The sequence below is a fragment of the Roseobacter phycocola genome (genome assembly GCF_042055075.2).
Classification (GTDB): Bacteria; Pseudomonadota; Alphaproteobacteria; order Rhodobacterales; family Rhodobacteraceae; genus Roseobacter.
In genome coordinates, this window is the sequence record NZ_CP194010.1 from 1,647,617 (window position 1) to 1,664,626 (window position 17,010).

The following is a 17,010-nucleotide window of genomic DNA, read 5'->3' on the forward strand; positions in this document are numbered from 1 at the left end:
TATGACCGAACCTGTATCCGCCATCCGGAATCTGGGCCCCGCCATGGAGACTGCCTGCGCCGCTGCGGGCATACATTCTGCGGATGAACTGCGCGCCCTGGGCCCCGACGAGACCTACACCCGGTTGCTGCAGAACGGCACACGACCGCATTTTATCGGATATTATGTACTGGTCATGGGGCTTCAGAACAGACCCTGGAACGATTGCCGTGGCGAAGAAAAGAAAGCGCTGCGCAAACGCTTTGATGCAATCAAGGCAAAAGCCTTTGATCAGGATCTCGATGCATTTGAGCAGATGATGAACCAGATCGGCATCCGTAAAGCGGGCCAGACCTGAAACAAAAAAGGGCCGGTCTGACCGGCCCCTTCCCAATTCTGTGATGTCTGGCTTATCAGCCGACGAGTTCCATACCGGAAAAGAAGTATGCGATTTCGACAGCGGCTGTTTCCGGCGCGTCGGAACCGTGTACGGAATTCTCGCCAACGCTTTCAGCAAACTCAGCGCGGATTGTGCCCGGCGCCGCATCCGCAGGATTGGTTGCGCCCATGACTTCGCGGTTCTTTGCAATAGCCCCTTCGCCTTCGAGAACCTGCACCACAACCGGTGCCGATGCCATGAATTCGCACAGTTCGTCATAGAACGGGCGTTCGGCGTGTACGGCGTAAAATACACCTGCCTGTTCCTTAGTCATGTGAATGCGCTTTTGCGCGACGATGCGCAGGCCTGCGTCCTCGAACTTGGCATTGATCTTGCCTGTCAGGTTGCGGCGGGTTGCATCGGGTTTGATGATCGAGAATGTGCGCTCAAGAGCCATTGGGGTTCTCCGGGTTGTTCAGCCGCGGCAACGCGCCCCGGCGATGTGAATTTCGCGGCTCACCTAACACGGGTCCTGCTGTAAGAAAAGCCGAGATTGACGCCGCCCGGTGGATGCGTCACACCGCGCCCATGCTACGTATTTCGGACATAAGCTATTCGGTTGCCGGCCGCCCGCTTTTTGAGGAAGCAGGCTGTGTGATCCCTGATGGTCACAAGGTCGGGCTGGTCGGCCGCAATGGTGCCGGCAAGACCACCCTGTTCCGCCTGATCCGGGGCGAACTGGCTTTGGACGGTGGCGCCATCTCTCTGCCGTCACGCGCTAAAATCGGTGGTGTGGCACAGGAGGTTCCATCCTCGTCCACCTCGCTGATTGACACCGTTCTGCAGGCAGACACCGAACGTACCGAACTGCTGCGGGAAGCGGAGACCACCACTGACCCCGCGCGGATCTCCGAAGTTCAGACACGGCTTGCTGACATCGATGCCTGGTCCGCTGAGGGTCGCGCCGCGGCTATTCTCAAAGGCCTCGGCTTTGATGACGCCGAACAGCAGATGCCCTGCTCCGATTTTTCGGGCGGCTGGCGCATGCGGGTGGCCCTGGCTGCTGTGCTTTTTGCCCAGCCCGACCTTCTCTTACTGGACGAACCGACCAACTACCTGGATCTGGAAGGCGCGCTCTGGCTTGAAGCCTATCTGGCGAAATACCCGCACACAGTGATCATTATCAGCCACGACCGTGGCCTGCTGAACCGTGCGGTCGGGGCCATTCTGCATCTCGAAGACCGCAAACTCACCTACTACCAGGGCCCTTATGACCAGTTCGCCCGCCAGCGCGCGGAGCAGCGCGCCGTTCAGGCCGCCATAGCCAAGAAACAACAGGCCCGGCGCGACCACATGCAGGCGTTTGTGGACCGCTTCAAGGCAAAGGCATCCAAGGCCAAACAGGCCCAGTCCCGCCTGAAAATGATCGAAAAAATGGACATGATCGCTTCGCCTGAACAGGCGGCAAAACGTGTTTTCACCTTCCCGGAACCCGAAGAGCTCTCGCCACCGATCATCTCCATCGAAGGGGGTGCTGTGGGATATACCGACACACCCGTTCTCAGTCGCCTGAACCTGCGCATCGACCAGGATGACCGCATCGCGCTGCTGGGCAAGAATGGTCAGGGCAAATCCACCCTGTCCAAACTGCTCAGCAACCGGCTGAAACTGATGGGCGGCAAGGAAGTGCGCTCGGGCAAACTGCGTATCGGTTTCTTTGCACAGCATCAGGTGGACGAGCTGAACGCCAATGAGACGCCTTTGCAGCATATAATCTCCGCCCGTCCGGGCGTGCTGCATTCAAAACTGCGCGCCCAGCTTGCAGGTTTCGGGCTGGGAGCGGATCAGGCGGATACCGAAGTCGGTCGGCTCTCAGGTGGGCAGAAAGCGCGCCTGTCGCTGTTGCTGGCCACGCTGGACGCGCCACACCTGCTGATCCTTGACGAACCAACCAACCACCTGGACATCGAAAGCCGCGAGGCCCTGGTCGAGGCGCTCACTGGCTATTCCGGCGCGGTGATCCTTGTCAGCCACGACATGCATTTGCTGAGCATGGTTGCAGACCGCCTGTGGCTGGTCTCTGACGGCACTGTCAAACCCTACGAGGACGACCTCGAAGCCTACCGGCAGATGCTGCTGACACCCGCCAGACCGGTCAGCAAATCCAGCGCCCCCAAACCACAGCCGAAAGCAAAACGCGCCAGCCGGGACGAAATCCTCGCCATGAAATCTGACGTGCGGAAATCCGAGGAACGCGTCGAAAAGCTCAACGATATGCGCGACCGCCTGGCCACAAAACTCGCGGACCCGGCACTCTATGAGGACGCCAAGGGCGGCGAGCTGGAAGTCTGGAACAAAAAATACGCGGAAGTCATGCAGGCACTGGAACGCGCCGAAACTCTCTGGATGACGGCGCTGGACCGCCTTGAAAAGGCGCAGACGCAATGAACTTCTTCTGGCGGAAAATATCCCGGGGTCCGGGGCAGCGCCCCGGCGGGCTGACATGATCATCGACAGTGCATTTTTGATCACAGCCTTTGTCACCATGTTTGTGGTGATTGATCCCATCGGTCTGGCACCGCTGTTCGTCGCCCTGACGCAAGGAATGTCCGATCAGGCCCGGCGCCGGATTGCGGTACGGGCCACGCTGACCGGCGTTCTCATTCTGCTGGCCTTCGCGGCCTTCGGGGAAGCACTCCTGAGCTTTATCGGCATCTCCATGCCCGCCTTCCGGGTCGCGGGTGGTGTCCTGCTGTTTCTGACGGCGCTCGACATGTTGTTTGAGCGGCGCACAAAACGCCGCGAAGACCAGTCCGAAGAAGATGACCACGATGACCCCTCCGTCTTTCCGCTGGCGATCCCTCTGATTGCGGGGCCCGGCGCCATTGCTTCTGTGATCCTGCTCATGGGCCAGCGTCCGGGGATTGAGGGCACGATCATGGTGCTCGGAGTAACCGGAGCCGTGCTGCTGATCGTGCTGGGGTTCTTTTTTGCCAGCGGCATCATCGAACGGGCGCTCGGGCGCACCGGGATCACTGTGGTGACACGTCTGCTGGGCATGCTGCTGGCCGCCCTCTCCGTGCAGTTCGTGCTTGATGGCCTCGCCGCCTTCGGGTTTGGCCCGGGCACAGGCTGAAATCCTGCCAGCGCGCGCCTATATAAAGGTCAGACACAGCACAGGAGAGCATCCGTGACCGGAAACGACGTCGGCAGCCTGATTTACCTGATCATCCTTGGTCTGATGGTCATCAGCTGGTTTGTCGCACAGAACCGGGCCTCCATGAACAAAACGTTCCAGGCAGCGGCCGTCTGGGCGCTGATCTTTCTTGGCGCCATCGCGGCTTACGGCCTCTGGGACGACATCAGCAATACGGTCATGCCACGCCAGACCAGCTATGCCGACACAGGACAGACCGTCGTGCCACGCCACGCCGACGGGCATTATTACCTGCGCGCGGTTGTGAATGACACGCCGGTCGATTTTGTGATCGACACCGGCGCCACGGATATGGTGCTGACACGGCGTGATGCTGAAGCCATTGGTCTTGATCCGGAGACCCTGATCTATTCCGGTCGGGCGATGACCGCCAATGGTATGGTGGAAACAGCGGCGGTCCGGCTGGACAGCGTCACGCTGGGCTCGGTCACCGACACAAATCTACCAGCTGTCGTGAACGGCGGAGAAATGTCACAATCCCTGCTGGGTATGAACTACCTCCAGCGCTGGGGCAGCATCGAAATCTCCGGTGGGGAACTGACGCTGACGCGATGACGCTCAGGTCTCCGCCTTCTTCTCCCATCGCCCTGATTCCTCGGACCAGTATTGTGCCGTCACACCGGCATCCTTCAGCGCCTTCCACTGGCCGCGCGCTGTATCCACAGCAGCAGGATCGTTGCCGTCAAACAGGACGCAGACCCGGGCAAGAGCATTCACTTCGTCCGGTGTGACCGGCGCACCATCGACGATCATCACGCAATCCGCACCGTTTGCTGCGGGCTCTGTTCCGGCCGACAGCAGGACGGGCTGCTGAGCGTCATGCGCTCCCCCCGCCAGCCCATGCGGCAGGAACCCATCCGCCGGGGTCAGCCACAGCTGCTGATCAAGCCAGTCCATCCGCGAAAATTCGGTTCCCCGCACCAAAACGCGCCATCCTGCCTGCCCCGCCTTGTCGAGCAGCATGGCCAGCGTCTGTTCCAGCGGATGCCGGGTCAGATGGTAGAACATCGCCGTGCCCAAAGGATCACTCCGTTTCGTAGTTATCCGCAATCAGCCGGTCGAGCGCGCGCACCCCCCAGCCCGTTGCCCCTTTGGGCGCGAGGGGCGTCTCTGATTTCAGCGAGGCGACCCCGGCAATGTCCAGATGAATCCAGGGCATGTCATCACGCACAAACCGCTGCAGATACTGGGCAGCGGTGATCGAGCCGCCCGGACGGCCACCGATGTTTTTCATATCAGCCACCGGCGATTTCAGCATGTCATCATAGGCCTGCCCCAACGGCATGCGCCATGCCCCTTCGTTTTCATCATCGGCCGCGCGCAGGAAGGATTTGCAGAAATCATCGTGGTTGGAAAAGACACCCGCATTCTCGTGCCCAAGACCAATAATGATCGCGCCGGTGAGCGTTGCCAGATCAATCATACCCGCAGGTTCAAACCGTTCCTGCGCGTACCACATAACGTCACACAGAACGAGGCGCCCCTCAGCATCCGTATTGAGGATTTCCACGGTATCGCCCTTCATCGATTTGACGACATCTCCCGGACGGATCGCAGAGCCTGACGGCATATTCTCGACCAGCCCCACCAGGCCCACGACATTCGCTTTGGCTTTGCGCAAGGCAAGGGCACGCATGACCCCGGCCACAGTGCCTGCCCCACCCATGTCCATGGTCATGTCTTCCATGCCAGCTGCCGGTTTCAGGCTGATGCCACCGGTGTCAAAAACGACGCCCTTGCCGACAAGCGCCAGCGGTGCCTCGCCTTCAGCGCCGCCATTCCACTGCATCACCACCACCTTGGAGGGGCTGTCCGAGCCCTGTCCGACCGCCAGCAGCGTACGCATACCCAGTTCCTCGAGTTGTTCCTCGTCCAGGACTTCAACCTGCAGACCAAGACTTTCCATCTGCTCGAGGCGGTCCGCGAATTCCGTCGTCGTCAGCACATTCGCAGGCTCATTGACCAGGTCGCGTGAGAAAAAGCACCCTTCGGCAACGGCGATATGCGGGGCCGCGGCGGCGGCCGTCGTTTCGGGATCGCTGCACATCACCTCAACACTGCCAGCCGGCGCCGTGGCAGAGGTTTTATGATCGTCAAAGCTGTAGTCGCGCAGCAGAACACCGGACACCAGATGACCAACACGGCGCAGCCGCCCGGAGGCGATAAGCAGATCCGCCCTGCCCCGCAGTTTGCCAAGCGCACCGCCTGCCCGGCGCGCCAGCGTTTCCGAGGCATTCCGCGGCAGACACACAACGTCGACCGCCCGGGCCGCCATGCCCGCAGGCCAGGCCAGCGTCAGAACACTGCCCTCTTTCAGCCCGTCCTCAGACTGCGCCTCCAGCGCCCGTTTCAGCGCCCCTTTGCACAGCCGGTTAACCCGGCGGCCCGCAACGTCCAGACGCCCTTCGGCATCGACAATGACCGCGATCCGGCCTGCATGTTCCGCGAAGCGCTCAATGTCATGAGCGGAAAAACTGACGGGCGTTGGCTGGGTCATGGATGCGTCCTTTCATGATGTCCTGCCTTCGACCTAGCGCGCTGCGCTTCGGTTGACCAGATAGCAGTTTTATACCCCGTCTGATTGGTCTAGTCTGGCCGCGACGGCGCCGAAGTGACTGAAGGGGGACAGCTTGGTCAGAATTGACAGATATGTGCTGTCGCAACTGCTGCTGCTGTTTGGATTTTTCGCACTGGTGCTGGTCGCTGTTTTCTGGATCAACCGCGCCGTGGTGCTGTTTGACCGCCTGATCAGTGATGGACAGTCTGCCCTTGTGTTTCTTGAGTTCACCGCGCTCGGCCTGCCAAAACTCATTACAACAGTTCTGCCCATCGCGACCTTCTGTGCGGCTGTGTACGTGACCAACCGTCTGAATAACGAGAGCGAACTGACCGTTATGCAGGCCACAGGATCTGGGCCGTTCCGGCTGGCCCGCCCGGTCCTCGTCTTTGGTGTGATTGTCTTTATGATGGCATCCGTTCTGCAGCATTTTCTGGTGCCACTGGCACAGCAACAGCTGGACGAGCGCGAAGCAGAAATATCACAAAACGCGACCGCCCGTCTTCTGACCGAAGGAACCTTCCTGAACCCTTCGGCAGGGGTGACCTTTTACACCCGCGAGATTGATGCCGATGGTGTACTGCGCGACGTGTTCCTGTCGGACCGGCGTGATCCCACCGAAGGCGTCATTTACACGGCCACCGAAGCCTATCTGATCAGAAACGGGACCGGTACAACGCTGATTATGGTGGATGGCATGGCCCAGCGTCTGGGGACGTTCCGCAACCGGCTGTCTATCGCGAATTTCCGGGATTTCTCTTTTGACATCTCATCGCTGGTACGGAACGACACGCGTGTCACGGTGCGTGCGCGTACTATGACAACACCACAGCTTCTGACACCGCGTGAGGAGCTTTCAGAAAGAACAGGCCAGCCGGAAGGCACTCTCGCAGAAGAATTCCATGCACGGTTTGCTGAACCATTGTTCTGCATCGTCGCAGCACTGATCGGGTTCACGACCCTGCTCATTGGCGGGTATTCACGGTTCGGCGTCTGGCGCGAGGCTTGTCTCGCCTTTGGCCTGCTGGTCCTGATTGATGGCGTGCGCAGTACACTCGTAGACCCCGTCCGGGACGACGCGCGGCTCTGGCCGATACTCTACCTTCCCGTGCTAACCGGTGCACTGGTAGCTCTGAGCATGCTCTGGATTGCCGCCCGCCCCAAACGGCGCCGGCGTACTGCAAAGGAGGCCGTGGCGTGATTCTGCACTTTTACTTTGCACGCCGGTTTGCCATGAGCATCCTTGTGATCACGGTGGTTCTTTTTGCGCTCGTGGCGCTTGTCGACCTTGTGGACCAGACCCGCAAATTTGGCGATTTCGGAATCAGTTTTGCTCAGATCCTGGGGCTGACGCTTCTGAATGTGCCTGAAACCATCAATCAGATCCTGCCGCTCATTATGATTCTGGCGACCGTCGTCCTGTTTGTTGGTCTCGCACGGACGTCTGAACTTGTCGCCGCCCGGGCTGCCGGGCGATCTGCGCTGCGGACGCTGATCGCACCTGTTGTTGTGGCAGTCATCATTGGCGGACTTGCTGTGACCATGCTGAACCCGATTGTGGCTGGCACTTCGGCCAGATACAGCCAGCTCACGGAAAGTTACCGCTCGGGAGGCGCTTCAACCCTGTCCATCTCGCGCGAAGGCCTGTGGCTGCGACAGGGCAGCGAAACGGGGCAGACAGTCATCCGCGCGTGGCGCTCAAACAAAGATGCGTCAGTTCTTTATGATGTGATGTTCATGGAATACGCGCCGGGCGGTAACCCGGTCCGGCGGATCGGAGCCGAAAGCGCCGCGCTGGAGCCCGGGGGGTGGGTGCTGAAGAATGCCAAGGAATGGCCACTGCAGGAGGGCCAGAATCCCGAAGCAAACGCGCAGGTCCACGAACGGCTTGAGGTACCATCCACGCTGACCCTTGAACGCATCCGCGAGAGCTTTGGCAGGCCGGGCTCGATTTCGATCTGGGAACTGCCTGATTTCATAGACCAGCTGGATCAGGCGGGTTTTTCGTCGCGTCAGCACAGGGTCTGGTTTCAGTCCGAACTCGCACGCCCGCTGTTCCTGATGTCGATGGTTCTTGTTGCGAGCGCGTTTACCATGCGCCATACCCGTTTCGGGGGCACCGGTATGGCGGTGCTGGCTGCTGTATTGTTGGGGTTCAGTTTGTATTTCATCCGCAGTTTTGCGCAGATCCTCGGGGAAAACGGTCAGATACCGGTATATCTTGCGGCCTGGGCCCCACCTGCTGCCTCTGTTCTGCTGGCGCTTGGCCTCCTGCTTCATGCGGAGGACGGCTGATCTGATGCGACTGATTCTGACTCTACTGCTTTTGGTTCTGGCGCCGGCGATACTCGCCGCGCAGGATGCCGGTGACGGACAGAAACCTGCGGTTCTGATCGCGGATGAACTTTTTATCAGTCAGGACCGCGTGCTGGTCGCGCGGGGAAACGTAGAAGCGTTTCAGGGCACGTCGCGCATGACCGCCCAGGAAATCCGCTATGACCGCAGCACCGGTGCTCTGACGGTGCAGGGCCCCATTGTTCTGACAGACGGAGGTCAGAGCACCATTCTGGCATCAGCCGCCGAACTGGACAGCAGGCTGCAGGCCGGTCTTCTGAAGGGCGCACGTCTGGTGCTGAGCCAGCAGCTTCAGCTCGCAGCCGTTCAATTGCAGCGGGTCAGTCCCCGTTATGACCAGCTTTACAAAACAGCGGTGACCTCGTGTCAGGTCTGCGAAGACGGCAAGCCTCCTCTCTGGCAGATCCGCGCCAAACGCGTCATCCATGACCGCGAAGAACGGCAGCTTTATTTCGATCAGGCACAGTTCATGATCCGCAATACGACGATTGCCTATCTTCCGCGCCTGCGCCTGCCGGATCCCACACTTGAGCGTGCAACCGGTTTTCTGATCCCGTCCCTGCGCACGACGTCGGAACTCGCGACAGGCATCAAGGTTCCCTATTTTATCGTCATTGACGACCATCGCGACGTCACTGTAACGCCCTACATCTCATCCCGGACACGCACCCTCGAGCTGCGGTACCGTCAGGCTTTTGTGAACGGACGTATCGAGTTCAACACGGCGATCAGCCGCGATGACGAACGCCCCGGCGACACGCGTGGGTATGTCTTCGGATTCGGTGCCTTTGAACTCCAGAACGATTTCCGGCTGACCTTTGACATCGAAACGACCAGTGATGACGCGTATCTCAAAGACTACGATTTCTCGGACAAAGACCGGCTCGACAGCGAGCTCAATGTGCAGCGGGCGCGTCGGGATGAATTCATCTCAGGCAGCCTCATTGCCTTCAGGTCACTGCGGGACGAGGATGATAACTCGACACTGCCGACCATTGTGGCGGACGGGGTTTATGAAAAGCGTTTCTTTCCTTCGCTCACGGGGGGCGAATTCCGGCTGAATGCCAAAGCACACAGCCATTACCGCTATTCTGACGACGATATTGTCGGGCGCGATGTTTCCCGCTTTAATGTCGATGCCTCTTGGCTGCGGGGCTGGACACTGCCTGGTGGCCTGCGCACTGAAACGACGCTGACCCTCGCCGGAGACATCTTCAACATCACCCAGGACAGCACCACGAACCAGAACCAGACCCAGCTGACCCCGGGTGGCGCCATCGCATTCCGCTATCCGATGGCGCGTCAATCCGCGGAAGGCGTCACGCACTTTCTGGAGCCGGTCGCCCAGATCGGCTGGACAGGTGGCGACCGGCTGGACATCCCCAACGAAGAAAGCACACGGGTTGAGTTTGACGCAGGTAACCTGCTGTCACTTTCGCGGTTTCCGGCACCCGACCGGCGCGAAAGGGGCACGGTCGGCGCCTACGGGATCAACTGGGCGCGGTCTGATCCGGAGGGGCTGGAGACATCGCTGACACTGGGGCAGGTTTTCCGGAACATGGCAGATGACAGCTTTTCAGAATCTTCCGGTCTGACGGGCGGGACATCTGATTTCCTGCTGGCAGGACAAATGAAAACGCGTACCGGTTGGGCCATCACAGCCCGAACCCTCTTCAGCGACAGTTTCGACTTCACAAAGGCCGAGATCCGCGGACAGTACAGCAACGCACGCACGAGCGTCACCGGAATGTACCTGTGGCTTGTGGAAGATGCGGATATTTCCTCCGCAGACGACGTATCTGAGATCTCGCTCGACGGCTCTTACAGGGTGGACCGGCACTGGACGGCAAATGCGGACTGGCGGTATGACCTGACTGACAACCGGGCGACCACTGTCGGAATCGGGTTCAACTACAGCAATGAATGCGTGACGGTGGATGTCTCGGCCGCGCGCCGCTTTACAACCTCGACAAGCCTTGAGCCTTCGACCAGTCTGGGGTTTAACATCGGCCTGCGTGGCTTCTCGGCACGCAAAGGCACAGATACATACGCAAGAACATGCAAAAGCTAGGCAAAATGAGCATCATAAAACGTCTGGGAACCGCTGCGGCACTGGCCGTAGCCACCTTCAGCGCCGCGCCGGTGGCCGCACAGGGCCTGTTTGACCCGGTGGTTTTCGTCAATGACGACGTTGTGACGGAATACGAGGTGGAACAGCGGCAGCGCTTTCTGACGCTGCTGAACGCACCCGGCAGTTCCCGTGAAGCGGTAATCGAAACGCTGATCGACGAACGTCTGCGGGCGCAGGCCGCAGATGACGCCGGACTGACCCTTACCCCGGAAGGTCTGGAAGCCGGAATTGCGGAGTTTGCCGCGCGTACAAACCTGGAACCGGATGAGTTCATAGCGCAGCTTGAACAGAACGGCGTGGACCGCGCGACGCTGGTGTCGTTCCTGAGCGTCGGTCTGACGTGGCGCGATCTGATCGCCGGGCGCTTTGGGCGCCGTCTGCAGATTTCAGAAGAAGAGATCGACCGCGCGCTCGCGTCCTCCACCAGCTCCGGCGGTATCCGTGTGCTGGTTTCGGAGATCATTATCCCCGCGCCCGCAGACCGGCGCGCCGAGGTTGAGGAACTGGCCCGCGAGATTGCACTGTCCCAGTCCGAGGCCGAGTTCTCCGACTATGCCCGCCGGTTTTCTGCAACGGCATCGCGTACGTCAGGCGGCCAGCTGCCCTGGCAACCTCTGGCGCAGCTCGCGCCTGTACTGCGGCCTCTTCTGTTGTCACTCGCTCCCGGCGATGTGACTGATCCGCTGCCGCTTCCGGATGCCGTGGCCCTCTTCCAGCTTCGCGACATTCAGGAAACATCAGCTGCAGAACGCGCCTATGCGTCCGTTGAATACGCCGCCTACTATATCCCCGGCGGTCTCTCACCTGCCGGCCTGGCTGCTGCCAGTGATCTGCGTGCCGAAACCGACAGCTGTGACGACCTTTTCGCAACAGCCCAGGGGCAGCCCGAAGAAGTTCTGGTCCGCGAAGCCCTGCCGCCTGCAGAAATCCCGCAGGACATCGCCATTGAGCTCAGTAAACTTGATCCGGGCGAGATTTCGACGGCCCTGACGCGCAATAACGGCCAGACGCTGGTTTTCCTTATGCTCTGCGGTCGTACAGCGGCCGTGAACGAGGAAGTCGAACGTGAGGATGCCGCCGCAGCGATCCGGTCGCGGACACTCAACAACTACTCCGAGGGCTACCTCGCACAGCTGCGCGCTGACGCCCGTATCGAAACACCATGACCGACGGGCCATTGCCGGTGCTGATCACCTGCGGCGAGCCCGCAGGAATCGGCCCGGAAATTGCGGTGGGCGCCTGGGCCGCGCTTCGGAAAACTGTTTCCATGGCCTGGATCGGTGATCCCCGCCATCTGCCCGGCGGGACACATTGGCAGGAGATCAGTACGCCGGATCATGCCGGGGCGGTTTGTGCAGAAGCACTGCCTGTCCTGCCGCACAGGTTTGCCGGAACTGCGGACAAAGGTGAGGCCGACCCACGGAACGCACAGGGTGTGATTGATGTGATTGCGCGCGCCGTTGATCTCGTGAAAACGGGACAAGCCGCGGCACTCTGCACTGCCCCCATCCACAAGAAAGCACTGATTGACGGGGCTGATTTTCAGTACCCCGGGCACACGGAATACCTCGGTGCGCTGGCCGGACAGGACACACGGGCGGTGATGATGCTGGCCTCCGATGCGCTGCGCGTTGTTCCGGTGACGATCCACATTGCCCTGCAGGACGTGCCACGGGAACTGACGCCGGAGTTGCTGCGCGAAACAGTGGAAATCACCCACCGGGATCTGCGCGACAGGTTCGGTATTGCGGATCCGCGCCTTACCGTGGCCGGCCTCAATCCACACGCAGGCGAAGGCGGTGCGATGGGACAGGAAGAACTCGACTGGATCGCACCTCTGATCCGGGACATGGCCGCTGAGGGCATGCAGATCACGGGCCCGCTGCCCGCAGATACGATGTTTCATGCAGCAGCCCGCGCGGGCTACGACGCTGCGATCTGTATGTATCACGATCAGGCGCTGATCCCGATTAAGACGCTGGACTTTGACCGGGGCGTGAACGTCACCCTCGGACTGCCGTTTATCCGCACGTCGCCGGATCATGGCACCGCATTTGATATCGCCGGGAAAGGCATTGCCAACCCTTTGAGCATGGCAGAAGCCGTCCGTCTCGCAGCACGCATGGCCGGAGCCCTCTGAGATGGCCACAATCGACAATCTGCCCCCCCTGCGCGAGGTCATCCGCAGCCACGACCTGCAGGCCCGCAAATCGATGGGACAGAACTTTCTGCTCGACCTGAATCTCACGGCCAAGATAGCCCGCCAGGCCGGCGACCTGTCCGCCTGCGATGTTCTGGAAATCGGCCCCGGCCCCGGAGGCCTGACACGCGGTCTGCTGGCCGAGGGCGCGCGCAGGGTGCTTGCCATTGAAAAGGACGCACGCTGCCTGCCCGCCCTGCGGGAGATCGCGGATGCAAGTCCGGGCCGGCTCGATATCATAAACGGTGACGCGCTGGACATCGATCCGCTGGACAGCCTGACGCCGCCCATACGGGTTGCGGCCAACCTGCCCTACAACGTCGGCACGGAACTGCTGGTACGCTGGCTGACGCCTGCTGAGTGGCCGCCTTTCTGGCAGAGCCTGACCCTGATGTTTCAGCGTGAAGTGGCAGAACGGATCGTGGCGCAGCCCGGCAGCAAAGCCTATGGCAGACTGGCAATACTATCACAATGGCGGGCGGATGCCCGGATTGTGATGCAGCTGCCGCCTGAGGCCTTCACGCCCCCGCCGAAAGTATCGAGCAGCGTTGTGCATCTGGATGCGCTGGAGCGCCCGCGCTTTGAAGCCGATGCGGCCATCCTGAGCCGCGTGGTGGCCGCGGCCTTCAACCAGCGTCGGAAAATGCTGCGGGCCTCGCTGAAGGGGATCGCACCCGATATCGAAGATCGCCTGATCGCGGCGGGCATCCGCCCCACAGATCGCGCGGAACAGATCCCTCTGGAAGGTTTTTGCGCGCTGGCCCGCGCGGTCGCCCGGACCTGAACGCGCCGGGCTGAACTGACGGTAAGAAGCGAAACCGCCGGGTGGCTTATTCAGCCGCCTCCGGCGCATCATCGCCACCACCTGAGGGTTTCTCAGGGGCATCATTATCCGCCCGCTGGCGCGGTTTGCGGCGCGGGGCACGACGCTGACGGGGTTTGCTCTCCGGTGTCTCAACCAGATTGCTGTCGCCGTCTTCACTGCTGTCACCGCCCTGCGGCTGCTGATCGGGCTGGTTCTGCTGCTGTTGCGCTTCGCGTTCCTGGCGTTCTGCACGTTCGCGGTCACGTTCCGCCTGGCGTTCGCGGTTCTGGCGTTCCTGCTCTTCGCGGCGCGCTTCAATCTCACGCTGCGCCTCGCTCAGCATGCGGGTGTAATGCTCCGCGTGCTGCTGAAAGTTCTCAGCCGCGACGCGGTCATTGCTCAGTTGCGCATCCCGTGCAAGCTGGTTGTATTTCTCGATGATCTGCTGCGGCGTGCCGCGGACCTTCCCTTCCGGGCCCGAACTGTCGAACACACGGTTGACGACGTTGCCGCCCTGATTGTTATTCGACCGGTTACGGTTGCTCTTCGAGCGGGACCGGGATCTCGATGATTTCATGAAGCTGTCTCAGCCTTCGTGCTGTTGATCGTAGGGCCGGTTGCGCGCTGCGCGCCTTGTTGGACCGGAATGCGATATGTTGGGCTTAACGCCGCGCGGGACCATGCCTTTGGCATATCCACCGCTGCAACGCCCTAGGAATAAGCACGGCTCATGGGTTGCCGCAAGGGGTATTCCGGTTTTTGGGTCATATTACGCAGTTTTTCGTGTCTTTTCAGACCAATTCACCCCGGTTTAGCCGCTGAAACCACCCTGTCACGGCCTTCCAGATCCGGGAGAATCGCCACCTCACCCCACCCCTGGTCGCGAAAGATATCCCTAACGGCGCTGCCCTGCTGCCATCCGGTTTCAACCAGAACGCGACCCTCGGCGCTGAGATACTGCTGGGCCTCTGCCGCGATCAGGCGGTAAACGCTCAGCCCGTCCCCCTCGTCTGTCAGGGCCATACGCGGCTCGTACCGGCTGAGTTCAGGCTGCACATCGGCCATTTCACCCGCCGCCAGATAAGGCGGATTGGAAACGATCAGATCAAAACGGCCTTCGACCTTGTCAAACCAGTCAGACTGCAGCACTTCGGCGCGTTCCTGAACACCGAGGCGGACCAGATTGGCGCTGGCCTGCAGACAGGCCGCCTCACTCAGATCCACCGCCATACCCGTGGCACCGATGCGTTCCGCCAGCAGCGTTCCCAGGATGCAACCGGACCCGGTGCCAAGATCCAGAACGCGCGCGAAAGGTGCCGCCAGTGCTGCCTCAATCAGGCTTTCGGTCTCCGGGCGCGGGTCCAGCACGTCGCGGCTGATGGCAAAGTCGCGCCCATAGAAAGCACGTGCGCCGATCAGCTGTGACACCGGAACACGTACCGCCCGGAGTGCGATCAGCTGATCATAACGTTCGGCTACTTCCGGGGCGATATCCTCCGGCGCAATCAGAGTCACGCGCGCCGCGTCCACCTGTGCTGCGTGCGCCAGCAGCAGCCGGGCATCGCGCGCCGGGTCCGGCACACCAGCGGCCCGCAGACGGGCAACGGCCGTGACCATCGCTTCGGCGGCCGTGGTCATGCGCCCATCTCGGCCAGCATCCGCGCCTGCGCATCTGCCGTCAGCGCGTCAACGATTTCATCGAGATCACCCTGCATCACAGCATCCAGCCGGTAGAGCGTCAGATTGATCCGGTGATCCGTCATCCGCCCCTGCGGGAAATTATACGTCCGGATCCGTTCTGACCGGTCACCGGAGCCGACCTGTGCGGCGCGGTCGGCAGACCGTTCGCTGTCTGCCCGGCTGCGTTCCAGATCGTAGAGCCGCGCACGCAGCACCTGCATGGCGATCTCGCGGTTACGATGCTGCGATTTCTCGGAACTGGTCACGACCAGCCCCGTCGGCAGATGCGTGATGCGCACCGCGGAATCGGTTGTATTTACGTGCTGCCCGCCCGCGCCGGACGCCCGCATCGTATCGATGCGCAGGTCACCCGGCTCTATGCGGATATCCACGTCTTCAGCTTCCGGCAACACGGCGACCGTCGCAGCGGACGTATGAATCCGGCCACCGCTTTCGGTGCTGGGCACACGCTGGACCCTGTGCACGCCGCTCTCGAACTTCAGACGGGCAAACACGTTCTGCCCGCGGACATGGGCCGTCATTTCCTTTACGCCACCCAGTTCCGTTTCCTGCAGTTCGACCACGTCAAAGGCCCAGCCCTGCGCTTCGGCATAGCGCTGGTACATACGCATCAGATCGCCCGCAAAAAGTGCCGCCTCGTCACCGCCCGTGCCCGGGCGTATTTCAAGCATTGCCGGTTTGGCATCGGCCTTGTCACGTGGCAGCAGCGCCAGCTGCAGGGCGGCTTCAGCCTCGGGAATGGCGGCTTTGAGCTGAGGAATTTCATCCCGGGCCAGTTCCGCCATATCAGGATCGGCAAGCATCTCTTCGGCATCCGCAAGATCACTCAGAAGCTGGCGATAGGACGCAATCTGTTCCACCACGGGCCGCAGCTCGGAATACTCCCGCCCGAGTTCCGCAATGTCAGCTCCCGAGGCCCCATCGGCCATCGCCGCCTCCAGATACTGAAAGCGGGCGGTGATCTGTTCAAGGCGGTCCATCGGGATCATGCCTCTGCAATCCGACATTGAAAGGCATTGGTCAAGGCGTGCTGACGTGATAGGATACGCGAATGAAACGGTTTATTTGCATTCTGATCCTTGCGGGCCTGCCAGCCTCTGCAGATGTGACTTCACCCAGTGGGAAAACGGTAGACTGCTACTGCACGGACCGCACCGGCTCCCGCATTGAACTGGGTCAGACCATCTGTATGCAGGTGGACGGGCGTATGTTCATGGCCCAGTGCCAGATGTCTCTGAACGTGCCGATGTGGCGGGAAGTGGAACCCGGTTGTCTGTCCTCCTCACTCGAAGGTGGTCAGAACCTGCTCCAGTCTCCGGCGGTTTACCCCCAGATCTGAGTATCCGAACCGCAGCCTGGCGTGCGCCCGGAGTGTACCGTCGGCCTGCTGCAGCGTTGTGTAGTCCGGAAACCCGAACACGCGGGACCGCGTGACATAGGTGATCAGCCCCTTGTCGACGGAACCGGCCAGCAGGGTCGTGCGGGGCAGCGCCTGCATCACAGCATCTGCACGTTTCAGCGCGTCCGGCCCCGCCGGTATGACACGGATTGCCCCGCCGGCCATATCCTGATCGCTGTCCGCGGTGACAGGACGGTGCCATCGGTCAGGATCATGCGGTGCCATCCGGGCGGCCACCATGACCGCCAGCACCAGCAGAACCGTTCCACCGAGGATCAAACGCATAC

The 17,010-nt window shown here is 61.0% G+C and carries 18 protein-coding genes; 11 read left to right on the top strand and 7 right to left on the bottom strand.

The genetic code is table 11. From position 1 onward, the window contains the following. The first annotated feature begins 1 nt into the window (after position 1). Positions 2-337 carry a TfoX/Sxy family DNA transformation protein gene (locus AB4K19_RS08070; RefSeq protein WP_375227907.1) on the top strand — a complete coding sequence of 112 codons (336 nt, stop codon included), beginning with the start codon at positions 2-4 and terminating at the stop codon, positions 335-337. Between the two features lie 55 nt (positions 338-392). Here AB4K19_RS08070 and ndk read toward each other — a convergent pair whose 3' ends face one another. Continuing rightward, positions 393-815 (bottom strand): nucleoside-diphosphate kinase, encoded by a 423-nt coding sequence (gene ndk, locus AB4K19_RS08075; protein WP_298835645.1) that lies wholly within the window; start codon positions 813-815, stop codon positions 393-395. A 131-nt stretch (positions 816-946) separates the two neighbouring features. Between ndk and AB4K19_RS08080 the strand changes: the two genes are divergently transcribed. From AB4K19_RS08080 to AB4K19_RS08090, 3 genes are read left to right on the top strand one after another with little or no spacing between them, the layout of a single operon-like run. Further along, a complete protein-coding gene (locus AB4K19_RS08080) occupies positions 947-2,806 on the top strand; it encodes an ABC-F family ATP-binding cassette domain-containing protein (protein ID WP_436399420.1) in 1,860 nt (619 codons plus the stop codon). 55 nt (positions 2,807-2,861) lie between these two features. After that, entirely contained in the window at positions 2,862-3,494 is a 633-nt protein-coding gene (locus tag AB4K19_RS08085; protein WP_375227908.1) for a MarC family protein, read from the top strand. Between the two features lie 54 nt (positions 3,495-3,548). Further along, entirely contained in the window at positions 3,549-4,130 is a 582-nt protein-coding gene (locus AB4K19_RS08090; RefSeq protein WP_375227909.1) for a retropepsin-like aspartic protease family protein, read from the top strand. A 3-nt stretch (positions 4,131-4,133) separates the two neighbouring features. Here AB4K19_RS08090 and AB4K19_RS08095 read toward each other — a convergent pair whose 3' ends face one another. Together AB4K19_RS08095 and AB4K19_RS08100 are read right to left on the bottom strand one after the other, a co-directional pair. Beyond that, a complete protein-coding gene (locus tag AB4K19_RS08095) occupies positions 4,134-4,595 on the bottom strand; it encodes a DNA polymerase III subunit chi (protein WP_375227910.1) in 462 nt (153 codons plus the stop codon). Positions 4,596-4,599: 4 nt separating this feature from the next. Continuing rightward, positions 4,600-6,072, bottom strand: a complete 1,473-nt coding sequence (locus tag AB4K19_RS08100; RefSeq protein WP_375227911.1) for a leucyl aminopeptidase — start codon at positions 6,070-6,072, stop codon at positions 4,600-4,602. Positions 6,073-6,205: 133 nt separating this feature from the next. On the opposite strand from AB4K19_RS08100, the gene lptF reads away from it, so the two are divergent. Genes lptF through rsmA form a run of 6 tightly spaced genes read left to right on the top strand, consistent with a single transcriptional unit; the run spans position 6,206 to position 13,602 of the window. After that, on the top strand, positions 6,206-7,333 hold the full coding sequence (gene lptF, locus AB4K19_RS08105) for an LPS export ABC transporter permease LptF (RefSeq protein ID WP_375227912.1): 1,128 nt from the start codon (positions 6,206-6,208) through the stop codon (positions 7,331-7,333). Beyond that, entirely contained in the window at positions 7,330-8,427 is a 1,098-nt protein-coding gene (lptG, locus tag AB4K19_RS08110) for an LPS export ABC transporter permease LptG (protein ID WP_375227913.1), read from the top strand. Before lptF ends, lptG begins: the two co-directional genes overlap by 4 nt. A gap of 4 nt (positions 8,428-8,431) precedes the next feature. Then, positions 8,432-10,558 (top strand): LPS-assembly protein LptD, encoded by a 2,127-nt coding sequence (locus AB4K19_RS08115; RefSeq protein WP_436399421.1) that lies wholly within the window; start codon positions 8,432-8,434, stop codon positions 10,556-10,558. Between the two features lie 5 nt (positions 10,559-10,563). Next, complete coding sequence (locus tag AB4K19_RS08120; protein WP_436399422.1) at positions 10,564-11,784, top strand: peptidylprolyl isomerase; 1,221 nt, start codon at positions 10,564-10,566, stop codon at positions 11,782-11,784. Next, the gene (pdxA, locus tag AB4K19_RS08125; RefSeq protein ID WP_375227917.1) at positions 11,781-12,758 is read left to right on the top strand and encodes a 4-hydroxythreonine-4-phosphate dehydrogenase PdxA; all 978 of its coding nucleotides are present in this window, start codon (positions 11,781-11,783) and stop codon (positions 12,756-12,758) included. The genes AB4K19_RS08120 and pdxA overlap by 4 nt, the downstream gene beginning before the upstream one ends. A gap of 1 nt (position 12,759) precedes the next feature. Beyond that, complete coding sequence (gene rsmA / locus AB4K19_RS08130) at positions 12,760-13,602, top strand: 16S rRNA (adenine(1518)-N(6)/adenine(1519)-N(6))-dimethyltransferase RsmA (RefSeq protein WP_436399423.1); 843 nt, start codon at positions 12,760-12,762, stop codon at positions 13,600-13,602. A 46-nt stretch (positions 13,603-13,648) separates the two neighbouring features. On the opposite strand, the gene AB4K19_RS08135 is transcribed toward rsmA, so the two are convergent. From AB4K19_RS08135 to prfA, 3 genes are all read right to left on the bottom strand, one after another. Next, complete coding sequence (locus AB4K19_RS08135) at positions 13,649-14,200, bottom strand: DUF4167 domain-containing protein (protein WP_375227918.1); 552 nt, start codon at positions 14,198-14,200, stop codon at positions 13,649-13,651. Positions 14,201-14,424: 224 nt separating this feature from the next. Then, positions 14,425-15,261 (bottom strand): peptide chain release factor N(5)-glutamine methyltransferase, encoded by an 837-nt coding sequence (prmC, locus tag AB4K19_RS08140; protein ID WP_375227919.1) that lies wholly within the window; start codon positions 15,259-15,261, stop codon positions 14,425-14,427. Beyond that, positions 15,258-16,313, bottom strand: a complete 1,056-nt coding sequence (gene prfA, locus AB4K19_RS08145) for a peptide chain release factor 1 (RefSeq protein WP_375227920.1) — start codon at positions 16,311-16,313, stop codon at positions 15,258-15,260. Before prfA ends, prmC begins: the two co-directional genes overlap by 4 nt. 62 nt (positions 16,314-16,375) lie before the next feature. Between prfA and AB4K19_RS08150 the strand changes: the two genes are divergently transcribed. Continuing rightward, complete coding sequence (locus AB4K19_RS08150) at positions 16,376-16,663, top strand: hypothetical protein (protein ID WP_375227921.1); 288 nt, start codon at positions 16,376-16,378, stop codon at positions 16,661-16,663. Here AB4K19_RS08150 and AB4K19_RS08155 read toward each other — a convergent pair. After that, a complete protein-coding gene (locus AB4K19_RS08155) occupies positions 16,607-17,008 on the bottom strand; it encodes a DUF1499 domain-containing protein (RefSeq protein ID WP_375227922.1) in 402 nt (133 codons plus the stop codon). The two genes, AB4K19_RS08150 and AB4K19_RS08155, sit on opposite strands and share 57 nt — an antisense overlap. Positions 17,009-17,010: the final 2 nt, after the last annotated feature.